This window comes from Amycolatopsis sp. NPDC043889, from assembly GCF_056435645.1.
Map to the genome: position 1 here is coordinate 100,900 of NZ_JBWKEC010000008.1, position 13,128 is coordinate 114,027.

Annotated in this window: 14 protein-coding genes; 7 read left to right on the forward strand and 7 right to left on the reverse strand. The window is 69.8% G+C overall.

Annotated features, from left to right (window positions below; translation table 11 throughout):
• Positions 1–74: 74 nt before the first annotated feature.
• Positions 75–869: a PIG-L family deacetylase gene (locus AC0685_RS17735; protein ID WP_478226499.1), complete on the forward strand. Its 795-nt coding sequence runs from the start codon at positions 75–77 to the stop codon at positions 867–869.
• Positions 870–872: 3 nt separating this feature from the next.
• A complete protein-coding gene (locus AC0685_RS17740; RefSeq protein WP_478226500.1) occupies positions 873–1,337 on the forward strand; it encodes a YfbM family protein in 465 nt (154 codons plus the stop codon).
• An 85-nt stretch (positions 1,338–1,422) separates the two neighbouring features.
• Here AC0685_RS17740 and AC0685_RS17745 read toward each other — a convergent pair whose 3' ends face one another.
• Entirely contained in the window at positions 1,423–1,821 is a 399-nt protein-coding gene (locus AC0685_RS17745) for a RidA family protein (protein ID WP_478226501.1), read from the reverse strand.
• A 57-nt stretch (positions 1,822–1,878) separates the two neighbouring features.
• On the opposite strand from AC0685_RS17745, the gene mtnA reads away from it, so the two are divergent.
• Positions 1,879–2,844: an S-methyl-5-thioribose-1-phosphate isomerase gene (gene mtnA, locus AC0685_RS17750; RefSeq protein ID WP_478226502.1), complete on the forward strand. Its 966-nt coding sequence runs from the start codon at positions 1,879–1,881 to the stop codon at positions 2,842–2,844.
• Here the strand turns inward: mtnA and AC0685_RS17755 are convergent.
• From AC0685_RS17755 to AC0685_RS17770, 4 genes are read right to left on the reverse strand one after another with little or no spacing between them, the layout of a single operon-like run.
• A complete protein-coding gene (locus AC0685_RS17755) occupies positions 2,816–3,730 on the reverse strand; it encodes a nuclear transport factor 2 family protein (RefSeq protein WP_478226503.1) in 915 nt (304 codons plus the stop codon). The genes mtnA and AC0685_RS17755 overlap by 29 nt on opposite strands.
• A 57-nt stretch (positions 3,731–3,787) precedes the next feature.
• Positions 3,788–5,044, reverse strand: coding sequence for a GNAT family N-acetyltransferase (locus tag AC0685_RS17760; RefSeq protein ID WP_478226504.1), 1,257 nt, complete (start codon positions 5,042–5,044; stop codon positions 3,788–3,790).
• A gap of 17 nt (positions 5,045–5,061) precedes the next feature.
• On the reverse strand, positions 5,062–5,277 hold the full coding sequence (locus AC0685_RS17765; RefSeq protein WP_465422237.1) for a ferredoxin: 216 nt from the start codon (positions 5,275–5,277) through the stop codon (positions 5,062–5,064).
• A gap of 2 nt (positions 5,278–5,279) precedes the next feature.
• Entirely contained in the window at positions 5,280–6,470 is a 1,191-nt protein-coding gene (locus AC0685_RS17770; protein WP_478226505.1) for a cytochrome P450, read from the reverse strand.
• A gap of 112 nt (positions 6,471–6,582) precedes the next feature.
• Between AC0685_RS17770 and AC0685_RS17775 the strand changes: the two genes are divergently transcribed.
• The gene (locus tag AC0685_RS17775) at positions 6,583–7,149 is read left to right on the forward strand and encodes a TetR/AcrR family transcriptional regulator (protein ID WP_340681519.1); all 567 of its coding nucleotides are present in this window, start codon (positions 6,583–6,585) and stop codon (positions 7,147–7,149) included.
• Between the two features lie 40 nt (positions 7,150–7,189).
• Positions 7,190–8,104 (forward strand): phosphotransferase family protein, encoded by a 915-nt coding sequence (locus AC0685_RS17780; protein ID WP_478226506.1) that lies wholly within the window; start codon positions 7,190–7,192, stop codon positions 8,102–8,104.
• On the opposite strand, the gene AC0685_RS17785 is transcribed toward AC0685_RS17780, so the two are convergent.
• Together AC0685_RS17785 and AC0685_RS17790 are read right to left on the reverse strand one after the other, a co-directional pair.
• Positions 8,085–8,288: a hypothetical protein gene (locus AC0685_RS17785; protein ID WP_478226507.1), complete on the reverse strand. Its 204-nt coding sequence runs from the start codon at positions 8,286–8,288 to the stop codon at positions 8,085–8,087. The two genes, AC0685_RS17780 and AC0685_RS17785, sit on opposite strands and share 20 nt — an antisense overlap.
• Positions 8,289–8,359: 71 nt before the next feature.
• Positions 8,360–11,125 carry an FAD-binding and (Fe-S)-binding domain-containing protein gene (locus AC0685_RS17790; RefSeq protein WP_478226508.1) on the reverse strand — a complete coding sequence of 922 codons (2,766 nt, stop codon included), beginning with the start codon at positions 11,123–11,125 and terminating at the stop codon, positions 8,360–8,362.
• A 94-nt stretch (positions 11,126–11,219) separates the two neighbouring features.
• On the opposite strand from AC0685_RS17790, the gene AC0685_RS17795 reads away from it, so the two are divergent.
• Both AC0685_RS17795 and AC0685_RS17800 read left to right on the forward strand, forming a co-directional pair.
• Entirely contained in the window at positions 11,220–12,395 is a 1,176-nt protein-coding gene (locus tag AC0685_RS17795; protein WP_478226509.1) for a GAF domain-containing sensor histidine kinase, read from the forward strand.
• On the forward strand, positions 12,350–13,006 hold the full coding sequence (locus tag AC0685_RS17800; RefSeq protein WP_478226510.1) for a response regulator: 657 nt from the start codon (positions 12,350–12,352) through the stop codon (positions 13,004–13,006). The genes AC0685_RS17795 and AC0685_RS17800 overlap by 46 nt, the downstream gene beginning before the upstream one ends.
• The last annotated feature ends 122 nt before the right edge of the window (positions 13,007–13,128 follow it).

Sequence of the window (13,128 nt, forward strand, 5' to 3'; positions counted from 1 at the left end):
CGACGGCCGGATCCGCACCACAGATGGCCGGCGATCTCCGGAATATGTCGGTGCCTCCCGGTAGTTTCACCACCATGGCCACATTGGTGAGTTTTCACGCCCACCCCGACGACGAGTGCATCGTCGCGGGCGGCGTCATGCGCAAAGCCTTCGAGGAAGGTCACCGTGTCGTGCTCGTCGTCGCGACCAGGGGGGAGGTCGGCGAGGTGCCGGACGGTTTCCTCGACGACGGAGAGGAGCTGTGGCAGCGCCGCGTGCAGGAGACGCACGCTTCCGCCGAGGTCCTGGGGGCCAAGCGGGTGGAGTTCCTGGGGTACACCGATTCCGGCATGATGGGCGAGCCGCGCAACGACGTGCCCGGCACCTTCTGGCAGGCCGACGTCGAGGAGGCCGCGCAGCGCCTGGCCGCGATCCTGCGCGAGGAGCAGGCCGACGTCCTGACCGTCTACGACGACAACGGCGGCTACGGGCATCCGGATCACATCCAGGTGCATCGCGTCGGGATGCGGGCGGCCGAGCTGGCGGGCACGCCGCGGGTCTACGAGGCGACCAGCAACAGTGACGAGATGCGCCGCGGCATGGAGGAGGCGGTGCGGACCGGGCAGATGAAGGCGGAGGATCTTCCCGATTTCGAAGACGGTTCCGAGTTCGGCAAGCCGGAAGCCGTACTGACGGCGAGGGTCGACGTCACCGCGTACCTGCCGTACAAACGTGCCGCGATGCGCGCGCACGCCAGCCAGATCAGTGAGGATTCGTTCTTCCTCGCGATGCCCGACGAGACCTTCGCGCAGGCGTTCGGCGTCGAGTGGTTCATCCGCGCCGGGCAGGGGCCGGGCATCACCGAGACCGACCTGATGGCGGGTCTCTGACCGATGGGCATGTGCGGGGCGTACCTGCGGGTCACGCCGGACGAGTTGCGTGAACTGACCGAGGAGCCCGAGCGGTACTGGGCGTATGCCGAAAAGGCCGCCGGAACCGAGCGGGCGGTGGACATCGACAAGGCGTGGAACGCGCTGTGGTTCCTGGCGGGGCGCGCCGGGTTCGAAGTCGATTTCGTACTGGGCGGGACTTTGCTGGGGGAAGCGGACAGTGACGGGCCGCCGCGGCATTTCAGCGCGGAGGAAGTGCGGACGATCTCGGCGGAGATGGCGCGGACGGGGTTCGATCGGCTCTCGCAAGGCGTCGAGCTGTCGGATCTCGAGGCCGAGGGGGTCTACCCGTCGATCTGGGACGAGCCCGACGCGCTGGATTACGTGCGCGGGTACTACGACGAACTGGTGACCTTCTTCGCCGGGGCCGCGAAGGCCGGAGAGCCTGTCGTCACGATCATCACCTGACGAAGGCAGCGGTCCGTGAAGGCCTCCTTGACTACCCTGAGGGTAAGGAAGGGGGCCTTCACGGAACTTCGCAAAGCCGGCGAGATCAGGCCGTGGCGGCGGTGACGTCGAGCTCGACGAGCTGCCCGGGATACCCGAGCTGCGCGACGCCGAGCAGGGTGCTCGCGGTGGTGAAGGCCTCCCCGATCTCCGACTCGACGAACCGGTCCCACACGGCCGAGAGCACGTCGGCGTCCGGCGTGACCACGTAGATCACCGTGCGCACCACGTCGGCCGGGGTCGCCTTGGCGAAGGCGAGCGCGGCGGCGGTGTTCGCGACGACCTGGTCGACCTGGGCGAGCACGCCGCCCTCGACGACCTTGCCGTCATCGGCGAGCGGGCACTGGCCGGCGAGGTGGATGTCCCGCCGTCCTTCGACGATGGTCACGTGGTGGTAGGTGGGCGTGGGGTGCAGACCGGGCGGATGGTGGCGTTGAATGGTCACGAGCCGCATCCTCACCGAGGCGGTCGCGACGGGACAACCGGATTTCACGGGAGAGCCATGCGCAGAACGATCGACTGGACCGGTGGCGCGGTCACGATCATCGACCAGACCGTCCTTCCCGCCGAGTATCGCGTGCTCGAACTGCGCACGGTCGGCGAACTCGTCGACGCCATCCAGCGGCTGGCGGTGCGCGGGGCACCGGCGCTCGGCGCGGCGGGGGCGCTCGGTGTCGTGCTCGCGGCCCGCGCCGGCGGCGACGTCGAGGCCGAGGCGCACCGCGTCGCCCAGGCCCGGCCGACGGCGGTCAACCTGAGCTGGGGTGTCTCCCGCGCCCTCGCGAAGCTCCCGGACGGATCGGAAGCCGTCCTCGCCGAAGCGCTGGCGATCCTCGACGAGGACGAGCGGATCAATCACGAAGCCTCCCGGCTGGCGGCCGGAGTGGTGCTCGAACACTGCGGGCGGCGGCCGTTGCGGCTGCTCAGCCACTGCAACGCCGGCCACCTCGCCACGGTCGCCTGGGGCAGCGCGCTCGGCGTCGTCTGGCATCTTCAGGCACGTGGCCTGGTCGAGTCCGTGCTGGTCGACGAAACCAGGCCGCTGCTGCAGGGCGCCCGCCTGACCGCGTGGGAACTGGCCGAAGCCGGTGTCCCGTACCGGATCCAGCCCGACGGCGCGGCCGCCGCCGCGATGAGCCGCGGCCTGGTCGACTGCGTGCTCGTCGGCGCCGACCGGATCGCCGCCAACGGCGACGTCGCCAACAAGATCGGCACCTACGGGCTGGCGATCGCGGCGAAGCACCACGGAGTCCCGTTCGTGGTCGTCGCCCCATCGTCCACTGTGGACAACGCGATGCCGGACGGCGCCGGGATCGTGATCGAGGAGCGCGATCCCGGCGAAGTCCTGGGTTTCGGTGGCACGAAGGTCGCTCCCGAAGGCGCCGAGGTGTTCAACCCGGCCTTCGACGTGACGCCGTTCGAGCTGGTCACCGCGGTCGTCACGGAGCAGGGGGTGCTGCGCCCGTGAGCAGCTTGGTGAACAGAGCGGCCGTTTCCGCGTCGTCGTAGCTCAGCGGGAGCGTGTCGAAGTAGTAGCGGAGAGGACCGGATCCGGTGCCCACGACCATTCCGAAGTCGATCGTCCGCCCCTTCGCCCGCACGGTCCCGCGGTACTCCTGGAACTTCGTGTGCGGACCCGCCGCCGCCTGATCGGGTGCCAGCCGGACGTCGGTCATCGCGCCCGAAAGCCTGCCGAGGTAGGCGAGATGGCACACCGGGTCCGTCACCGGCGCGGTCAGCCCCGGGCCGGTGAAGGCCGGGCCCGGTCGAGGACAGTTGTCGCCGATACCGGCGAAAAGCTCACGAAGGCCGTCGTTTTCGACCGGACGGAACCATTCCGTCCGATCGTGATAGCGACGGCCTTGGGTGACCTCGCCGTCTTCGAGCACCACCCGGTAGACGGCCGGGTACCGCACCATCCGGCCGTGGATCACCGCTTCGTTGGCCGCCTCGTAGAAGACGGCGTCGCCGTTCACCACGATCTTCACCGGGGTGAACCGGAACGTCGGGAACGCGCCGAGCAGGGTGCGCAGGTTGTTCTCGATATTCGCCCTGCCTTGGATCGGCGCGGCGCTGCCCGATTCCGCGAGCGTGCCGTCGGCGGCGAAAATGGTGCCGTACAAACGAACGCGGGCTTCCCGCGCCTCGGGGGTGTCCGAACGCATCGCCCCGAATTCGGTCTGTTCGGTGATGAAGGCGCAGGCGGACGGCGACACCGCGCCTTCGACCAGGTCTGCGAGTTGCTTCGGCATCGAGCAGTCCTCGGTCGTCTCAGCCACCGCCGCCCCGCTTCCCATCACCGTCGCCCCGAGGAGTACCGCCGCCACACCAAGGAATCTCTTGATCTTTCGCACCAGGTCACCTTGGCAAGAGCGACCACGCGAAGTCGATTACCCGCCAGGTAATGCCGGCTAGAAGGATTCGAGACAGGACGGCTCGCGGTCGGTGGCGAACGCGGCCGTCGCCCGGGAAACCGCGCCGGCGGCCCGCTCCTTGATCCGGCCCGCGGCGGCCAGCGTGCTGGGCCTGGTGCCACCGAGGAAGATCGCGCCGAGGTCGTCCACGCCCAGCTCGAGATCCGGCGCGTCCTCCACGCGCGTCACCTCGGCGTTCCCGACGGCATCGGTGACGAGCCGCCAGTTCCCGGTGTTCCAAGGACAGAAGGTGTCGCGGACGCCGAACACCAGATCCACCGGAGCTCCGTAGCGCCGGGTGACGAGGCCACGGTCGACGTCGACCAGCCGGAGCCACAAGGAGTCACCGGCCGACCTGGTCATCTTTCGGGGGTCGGCGAGCAGATGGACGAGCGGCTCGTCGAGCGCCGCGTTCAGCTCTATCGTGCCGATCAGGTCATAGTCGAGCAGGAAGCGGTACAAGGTCGCGTACGTCCGCGGCGTGGTCGCGACGAGTTCCTGCAGGCTCAGCGTCCCGCACGGACCTTCCTCGTCCCAATCGCTCTTCACCCGGTAGATCGCGTAACCGTCCGGCAGGACGGCGAACTTCATCCCCGACGAGCCCTTGTGCCGGACCTCGCGGTCGTCGAGGTTGAAGTTCCATGCCGATTCGGGCCGGTCGAGCGCGCCGACCCGAAGCGGCGCCTCATTCTCGTAGATCGCTTTGATCAGCGGGATCGCCTCCGCACGGGTGATTTCCCGCACCCGCTCGGTTTCGAGTTCGACGCCGGGCCGGAAGGCGGACTTCGCGCGCACCTTCGCGCGATGGAACTGCGCCGCGAGCCCGTAGCCGAAGCGGGGGTAGATGGTCGCTTCGGAGGCCCACAGGGCGGCGATCGGTTCACCGCCGTCTTCGTGCAGGCCGTGCAACTGCGCCCGCATGACCCGCGTGAGCGCGCCCCGCCTGCGGTGCCCCGGCGCGACGGCGACCGACGTCACCGCGGCGAGCGGCGTCTGCCCGGCACCGGGAACGGTGATCTTGCGGGTGAGCAGCTCCCCTGTCCCGATGAGGTCGTCGCCGTCGAAGACGCCGTGTGAACGCTCGGGTTCGAAGACCAGCGCTTCGCGGAACCGCATGCCTTCCGTGTCGTCGGTGAGGAACGCTCGCGCGAGCATCGTGGCGAACGCGGGCAGGTCGTCGGTGGTCAGGGTGCGGAGGGTCAAGCCGTCATCGCTCACCCTGTCGTCGTACGCCTCTTCACCGACGACCGCCACGCATTAAAGAGCGGTCATCAGGGCCGCGGCCCGATCACCTCACCCTTTTCCGTCACCTCGATGGCCATCGCGGGGCATGAATCCGCCGCGTCGAGCACCGTCTCGTCCGGCTCCACCTCTCCCGTGACCACCGTCGCCGTGGCGCCTTCGAGCGCGAAGACCTCCGGCTTCAGCGCGGCGCACATCCCCGAGCCGATGCACGTATCGCCATCGACGTCGACTTTCCAGCTCATGCTCACCATCCGATCGGCATGGAGCGGGGCCCCCGCACCAGCATCTGCGTCTTCCACACGATATCGCCGTCGAGGTGCAGTCCGGGGAGATCTCGCAGCAACGCCCGCAAGGCCTCCTGCAGTTCCAGCCTCGCCAGCGGGGCGCCGAGACAGTGGTGCACGCCGTGCCCGAAACCGAGGTGAGGATTGGACTCCCTGCCGAATTCGAGGGTGTCCGCCGACGTGAACTGGAGCGCGTCCCGGTTCGCGGCACCGATCGCGACCATCACCGGCTCGCCTTCCTTCACGAGCACGTCACCCACCTGGATGTCTTCGGTGGCGTAGCGGGCGAACCCCGCCCCGGCACCCAGGGGGATGAACCGCAGCAGTTCCTCGACCGCGGCCGGGATCAGGTCCAGGTCCGCGCGGAGGCGGACGAGCTGGTCCGGCTGTTCGAGCAGGGCGTAGACGAAGTTGGGGATCTGGCTGGCGGTGGTCTCGTGCCCGGCGATCAGGATGCCAATGCACATGTCGACCAGTTCCAGCTCGCTGAGCCTGTCGCGGACGTCGCGCGCCTCGATCAGCGCGGTCATCAGGTCGTCCTGCGGCTCGGCGCGATGCTGCTCGACGAGCACGTGCATGTACGCCCGCAGCTCGTCCTGGTTGGCCATCATCTCTTCGGTGGTCAGCGGGCTGGTCGACAGCGCGGCGTCGCTCCACACGCGGAACTTCGGCCGGTCCTCGACCGGGACACCGAGCAGCTCGCAGATCACCGCGACCGGGATCGGCAGCGCGTAGTCCTCGACCAGGTCGGCGGGCTGCCCCTTGGCCTTCATGTCCTGGATCAGGCCCGACGCCAGCTCGGCGACGCGCGGCCGCAGCAGTTCGACGCGGCGCATGGTGAACGCCTTCGCGACCAGCGTGCGCAGCCGGGTGTGATCCGGCGGGTCCATGCTCAGGATCCCGCCGGGCCGCCTGCCCGGCGCCATCCGCGGCTCGTCCCGTTCCGCCGCCATCGCGCGGGAGAAGCGCCGGTCGCCCAGCACGAACCGCGCGTCGGCGTACCGGGTGGCCAGCCACGCCGGCTCACCGTGCGGAAGACGGACCCGGAGCATGCCCTTGGTGGCGCGGGCCGCCGCGTACGCCTCGTTGAGTTCGAGCCCGGCGTCTTCGTTGAAGGGATAGGAGACGAATTCGGTGTCTGTGGTGGTCATTTGTCCGGAAACCCCCCGGCTCGGCGGTTTGTAAGCAACTGCTTACAACGCTAACCATGATCACGGTGAGCGTCAATGCGCCTACCGTGCGACGTACGGCTAGCCTTTGGCGATGACGGAAGAACCGCAGGTCCGCAAGCGCGACGCGGCCGCGACCAGGGCTGCCCTGCTCGACGCGGCGGCGGCTCTCTTCGCCGAACGCGGTTTCGACCGGACGACCGTGCGCGACATCGCGAAACTCGCCGGAGTCAATCAGGCCTTGCTGTTCCGCTACTTCGGTTCGAAGGACGCGCTGTTCGAGGAGGTCCTGGCGCGCGGCGGACGCGAGCAGATCGCCACCACCCCACCGGACGAACTGCTCGGGACGGCGTTGCGCAGCATGCTGGAATCCGACACCGGCCGCGACCGCACCCTCGACGCGTACCTGCGCTCGACGGGGCACGACAGCGCCGCCGCCGCGGTCCGGCGGCAGCTAGGCGAGGAGTACGCCAAGGTGCTCGCCACGCTGACCGACGCCGAAGACGCGGACCTGCGGGCGGACCTCGTCCTCGCCTGGCTGCTCGGGATCGGCCTGGTCCGCGACATCACCGGCAAGGAACCACTGGCCAGCGCGGATCCCGACGACGTCTGCCGTCTGGTGCTCGGCGCGGCGCGGACGCTGCTGGAGCGCAGCGGGTAACTACGTCGCCGTCCACGGCTCACTGCTCTACGGTCGTGCCGTGATCCCGTTCCCGCCCGCCGGCACCGAAGCCGAGTTCGACGCGCTGACCAGGCAAGACCTTCTTCCGGCGGTGACGTCGCTGACCGGGTCGCTCGGCCTCGGCGAAGTCGTCCCGTTCACCGAAGGCTCGCTCCCGGTCTACGCCGTCGGCGAAGATCTGGTGCTCAAGCTGTTCCCGCCGGTGCATCGCGACGAACTCCCGACCGAGCGGACGATGCTCGAGGTCCTGCACGGGAAGCTGCCGATCCCGACCCCCGCCGTGCACGACGCCGGCGAGCGGGACGGCTGGGGCTACGTGCTCATGGAGCGCCTGCGCGGCGAAGCGCTGAAGGACGCTTGGCCGAAACTGTCCACAGAGGACAAGCACCGGCTCGCTCCAGAACTCGGCGAGGCGCTGGCCGCCCTGCATTCGCTGCACGACCCGCGGCTCGACGTCCTCGGTCCGCCGGACTGGGCCGCGTTCGTCGCCGGGCAGCGCGCGAAGGTCGTCGAGCATCACCGCCGGACCGGCCTCGACGAGGCCTGGATCAGCCGGATTCCGGCGTTCCTCGACTCCGTCGATCTGGGCAGCCCGCCGGTCGTCCCGCTGCACACCGAATTCATGCGTGACCACCTCATCGTCGCCCATGACGGCGAACGCCCGCGGCTGACCGGGCTCTTCGATTTCGAACCGGCGATGCGGGGTGCGGCCGAGTACGACTTCGTCGCCGTCGGCCTGTTCGTTTCGGGCGGGAACAAGGACTTCCTGCGGCGGCTACTGGCCGGATACGGCGTCGAGCCGGACGAGGAATTCTCCCGGCGCTGCCTGGCGTACGCGCTTTTGCACGTCTACAGCAATTTCACTTGGTACTTCAGGGTTCTTCCGGCGCCGGAGGAACCGACTCTGGAGAGCCTCAGCCGGGCTTGGTGGTAGCCCACGTCACCGGTACGGCTTCCGGGCCGCGGATCGACAGCGGCGGACGCCAGGCGATGGTCGACCGCGGGCACAGCCTCACCGGGCGGACCTTCGCCAAGTCCGAGAACCTGTTCGGCCCGGTGGCCGCCACTTGCTCGGTCGAACCGATCGACGAGAAGTCGTGCTGGGGCGACCTGGTCATGATGCGGAAGCAACTGTCACGTCTCGTGAGTGGTAAGGACGGCCAGAACCGTCCATACCACTCACGAGCGGCTACGGCAACGCACGCCTCAACAGTTCCGCCAGGTGCAGCGCCCGCCGTCCGTCGAGCTGCTCGATCTGCGTCCGGCAACTGAAGCCGTCCGCGACCACTTCGGTGCCCTCGGCCGCGGCACGGATCGCGGGCAGCATGCGGTCTTCGGCGCAGGCGACGGAAACGTCGTAATGCCCGCGTTCGAAGCCGAAGTTGCCCGCCAGTCCACAGCATCCGGAGTCCATTGTGGAATTGTGGATACCCGCGGCGCGCATCGCGGCCTCGTCGGGGTCGAAGCCGAGCACGGCGTGCTGGTGGCAGTGCACCTGGCTGAGCACTTCGACGTCCAGCGACCGGAATTCGAGCGGCGAGTCCTCGACGAGTTCGGCGAAGGTCCTGGTCCGTTCGGCGAGCAGTTCCGCGACCGGGTCGCCGGGCAGGAGCGCCGGGAGATCACCGCGGAAAAGAGCCGTGCAGCTCGGCTCCAGACCGGCCACCAGGTAGCCGGAGCGCAGGTACGGTTCGAGTACGGAAAGTGTGCGGCGCAACACCTTCTTCGCCGCGTCGAGCTGTCCGGTGGACACCAGGGTCAGTCCGCAGCAGACGCCGCGATCGGGCAGGACGACGTCGTAACCGGCGGCGGTGAGCACCTCGGCCGCCGCGTCGAGGACGTCCGGGGTGAGGTAGTTGTTGAAGGAGTCGGGCCACAGCACCACGGGCCGCGAACCGGTCGCCCAGCGTTTGAGATCGTCGCGGCGCCGCGTGAACGGCACCCTCGCGAACGTCGGCAGGTCCCGTTCCGGCGCGATCCCACCGAATTTCTTCAGCAGCCCGGAGAACCGGCGCGACATCGTGTTCGCCAGCCGGGGCGCCAGCGACGCCGCGCGCAGCCACAGCGGCAGCCAGCCCATCGAGTAGTGCGACGCCGGGCGCAGCCGTCCCTTGTGGTGCTGGTGCAGGAATTCCGCCTTGTACGTCGCCATGTCGACGTCGACCGGGCAATCGGACAGGCATCCCTTGCACGACAGGCAGAGATCCAGCGCCTCGGCGACTTCTTCCGAGCGCCAGCCGTCGGTGATCAGTTCGCCGTTCACCATTTCGGCGAGCAGATGCGCGCGTCCCCGCGTCGAGTGCTTCTCCTCGCGCGTGGCGCGGTAGCTCGGGCACATCACGCCCGGTCCGGTGGTGTTGCGGCATTTCCCGACGCCGACGCAGCGCCGCATCGCCTGCCCGAAGCTCCCCCGGTCCTCCGGGTACGCGAGCGCGGTGACGTCTTCGAGTTCCAGCGGCGCGCGCCGGACGCGGAGATCGGCGTCGACCGGCCTGGGGTTCACCAGGATGCCCGGGTTCATCATGCCCGCCGGATCGAAGATTCCCTTGAACCGCGCGAAAAGCGCGAGGATTTCGGGGCTGTACATGCGGGTCAGCAGTTCCGAGCGGGCCTGCCCGTCGCCGTGTTCCCCGGAGAGCGAACCGCCGTGCGCGGCGACCAGGTCCGCCGCCTCTTCGAGGAACGACCGGAACCCGGCGATCCCTCGCGACGACAGCAGATCGAAGTCCAGCCGCAGGTGCAGGCAGCCCTCGCCGTAGTGGCCGTAGACGACGCTCTTGCGGCCGTGCTCGCGCATGAGCTGCTTGAACTCCCGCAAGTAGGCACCCAAACGCGCGGGCGGGACGGCCGCGTCCTCCCAGCCGGGCCAGGCCTCCTCGCCCCCGGCCAGCCGCGTCGCGAGACCGGCGCCCTCCTCCCGGATCCGCCACAGCCGCTTCTGCGCGGCCGCGTCGTCCAGCAGCGCGGATCCGGTCAGCGCGCCGCGGAGCCCGTCGATCAGCCCGCGCGCCTTTTCCGGATCGGCCATCTCGACGAACAGCCACGCGCCGCCCGGCGGAAGCCCGTCGGCGCGGCCGGGCTCCAGCAGGGCGACGAGGTCCGCGTCGACGCCCTCGACGGTCAGCGGCGACCACGGCAGGATCGCCGGGACCGCGTCGGCCGCGGCGATGTCGGACTCGAAGCCGAGCACCGCGAGCACCTTGCGGCGCGGCACCTCGGCGAGGGAAACCGTCGCCTCCAGCACCGTGACGCACGTGCCCTCGCTGCCGACGAGCGCCTTGGCGACGTCGAAGCCGTTCTCCGGCAACAGGTGCTCCAGCCCGTACCCGGACACCCGCCTGCTGAACGAGGACAGCTCGGTCCGCAGTAACGCCAGGTTGTCGTGGACGAGCGCGCGCAGCTCCGAGAAGACCCGGCCTTCCGTGCCGGGCATGGCCGCCCGCACGTCCACTTCGGACGGCGAGGTCGGCCCGACGGTGAGCCGGGTGCCGTCGTAGAGCAGCACGTCCAGCTCCCGGACGACGTCGACCGTGCGACCCCAGGCCACCGAATGCGATCCGCAGGCGTTGTTGCCGATCATCCCGCCGATCGTGCAGCGCGAGTGCGTCGACGGGTCGGGGCCGAACCGGAGGCCGTGCGGCGCGGCGAGCCGCTGGAGGTCGTCGAGGACGGTTCCGGGGGCGACCCTCGCCGTGTGTGCCTCCGGATCGAGGTCGAGGACGCCGCCGAAGTGGCGTGACGTGTCGATCACGACGCCCGGCCCGCACGAGTTGCCCGCGACGCTGGTGCCGCCGCCGCGGGCGATCACCGGCAGCCCGGCCTCCCGGCAGGCGGCGACGGCCGCGATCACCTCGTCGACGCTCCGCGGCAGCACCACCCCCTTCGGCACGTGCCGGTAGTTGGAGGCGTCGGTCGTGTACAGCGCCAGTGTCGCGGCGTCGGCCAGGATCTCCACGGGTCCATTCAAGACAACCGCGGGCGAGAACGCATCGGCGAACCTCTCCGGACGGGTGTGTCGGAAACCACGTCGGATATGCGATCGTGAGCGCGTGACGGCGAGACGGCACGCCGCTGAAGACCTCGCCGCCGAGCACAGCGCGGTGCTCGGCGGGCTTCTTCGCGAGCGCGAAGAGCTGCTCGCCACCCTCGACCGGGTCGCGGCGCTCAACGGCACCGCGCGCCTGATCCGCGAGTCGATCGGCACGCATTCCGGCTTCGTCGCCGAGCTGACCGGGCCCGAACAGGCGGTGATCCGCTGGATGTCGGGCAACCGCACGGACGCGCTGCAGGACCTCGCCGTGCCCATCGGCCAGGGAATCGGCGGGCGGGTGCTCGCGCTGGGCAAGCCGGTGAGGGTCAACGATTACGTCAACTCGCCGAGCATCACCCACCAGTTCGACGCGCAGGTACGCGGTGAGGGCCTCGCCGCGATGATCGCCGTCCCGATCGTCAGCGGGACCGAGACGGTCGCCATCGCGTACGCCGCCATGCGCGAGCGCCGCGACTTCGGCGACGACGCGGTCCAGTCCCTCGAAGACATCGCCACCGAGGCCGGCCGGGCGCTGAAACTGGCGTCGGTCGCCGAGTCCGACCGGGAGACCGCGCTGTCCGCCGAGCGGCTCCGGATGCAGAGCGCGCTGCACGATTCGGTCGGCGCGCTGCTGTTCTCCATCGGCGTCCAGGTCCGGAACCTGCACGAGGACATCAGCGACAACCCGGCGCTCGAATCGCGGCTGCGACGGCTGGAGGGCGACGTGTCGGCCGCGTCGAGGGCGCTGCGCGAGTCGCTGCTGGCGTTGTCGGAGTCGAGCCCGGAGCGGGCGCTGCCGGTGGAGCTGGCCGAGCACTGCCGCTCGTTCCAGGCCCGCTGCGGCGTCCCGGCGCGCTTCGTCCAGCTCGCGCCGGTGCCGCGGCTGGACGCCGAACGCACCGGCCTGCTGGTGGCGGCCGTCCGGGAAGGCCTGCTCAACGTGGAGAAACACGCCGACGCGCTGTCCGTCGTGGTCAGCCTGCTGCCCAGCGACGACGGCGTGCAGGTGGTCGTCGCCGACGACGGGACCGGGCATCGCTCCGAAGACGAGGAGCCCGAGCCGGGGACCGGGATGGGCCTGCGCGCGCTGGCCGAGCGCGCCGCGCGGCTCGGCGGCCGGGTCAGCCTGGTCCGCGACGAGGACGACGGGTGCACGCTGCGCGCCTGGGTACCGGAACCGTGCCGTCGCCGGTGACGGTCCTCGTCGTGGACGACCATCCGGTGGTCCGCGACGGGGTGAGCCTGCTGCTGCGCTACGACCCGGCGATGACCGTGGTCGGCTCGGCCGAGACCGGCCGGTCCGCGATCCGGCGGGCGGGTGAGCTGAAGCCGGCGCTGATCCTGCTGGACCTGCGGCTGCCGGACATGCTCGCGCCCGAGGTCATCGCGGAGCTCCGGCGCGTGCACCCGGCCGCGCGGATCGTGGTGTTCACCGCGCACGGCGACCATCAGGGTGTGCGGGCCGCGCTGGACTCCGGGGCGCACGGCTGCCTGCTCAAGGACGTCGCCGGGACGGATCTCGTGGCGGCGCTGCGGCAGGTGCTCAAGGGTGAGCGCGTCGTCGATCCGCGCATCTTCCCCGACGACGGCCAGCGGTCCGACGCGCTCGCGCGCAGCGGCCTGACGCGGCGTGAGTACGAGGTCCTGCGGCTGGCGGCACAGGGGCAGACGAATCCGGAGATCGCGGAATCGACCGGCCTGGCGCGGAACACCGTGAAGACCTATTTGCAGTCCGCGCTGCACAAACTCGGCGCCCGGAACCGCGTCGAGGCCATCGGGAAGGCCTCCGAAGCCGGCCTGCTCTGACGCATTTAGTCCTCTGAATGCGGTAGTTGCACGCGCAACTACCGCATTCAGAGGACGAAATGCGCTGTGTCCGTTTTGTAGCCGTGTGGGTCTCCAGGTGGGGGTAACGCGGCGGAGGGTGC

Excerpts from the sequence above, each read along its gene's own strand:
- AC0685_RS17735 (WP_478226499.1), top strand. The coding sequence starts at position 75 with ATGGCCACATTGGTGAGTTTTCACGCCCACCCCGACGACGAGTGCATC.
- AC0685_RS17740 (WP_478226500.1), top strand. The coding sequence starts at position 873 with ATGGGCATGTGCGGGGCGTACCTGCGGGTCACGCCGGACGAGTTGCGT.
- mtnA (WP_478226502.1), top strand. The coding sequence starts at position 1,879 with ATGCGCAGAACGATCGACTGGACCGGTGGCGCGGTCACGATCATCGAC.
- AC0685_RS17765 (WP_465422237.1), bottom strand. The coding sequence starts at position 5,277 with ATGAGCTGGAAAGTCGACGTCGATGGCGATACGTGCATCGGCTCGGGG.
- AC0685_RS17770 (WP_478226505.1), bottom strand. The coding sequence starts at position 6,470 with ATGACCACCACAGACACCGAATTCGTCTCCTATCCCTTCAACGAAGAC.
- AC0685_RS17775 (WP_340681519.1), top strand. The coding sequence starts at position 6,583 with ATGACGGAAGAACCGCAGGTCCGCAAGCGCGACGCGGCCGCGACCAGG.
- AC0685_RS17785 (WP_478226507.1), bottom strand. The coding sequence starts at position 8,288 with ATGACCAGGTCGCCCCAGCACGACTTCTCGTCGATCGGTTCGACCGAG.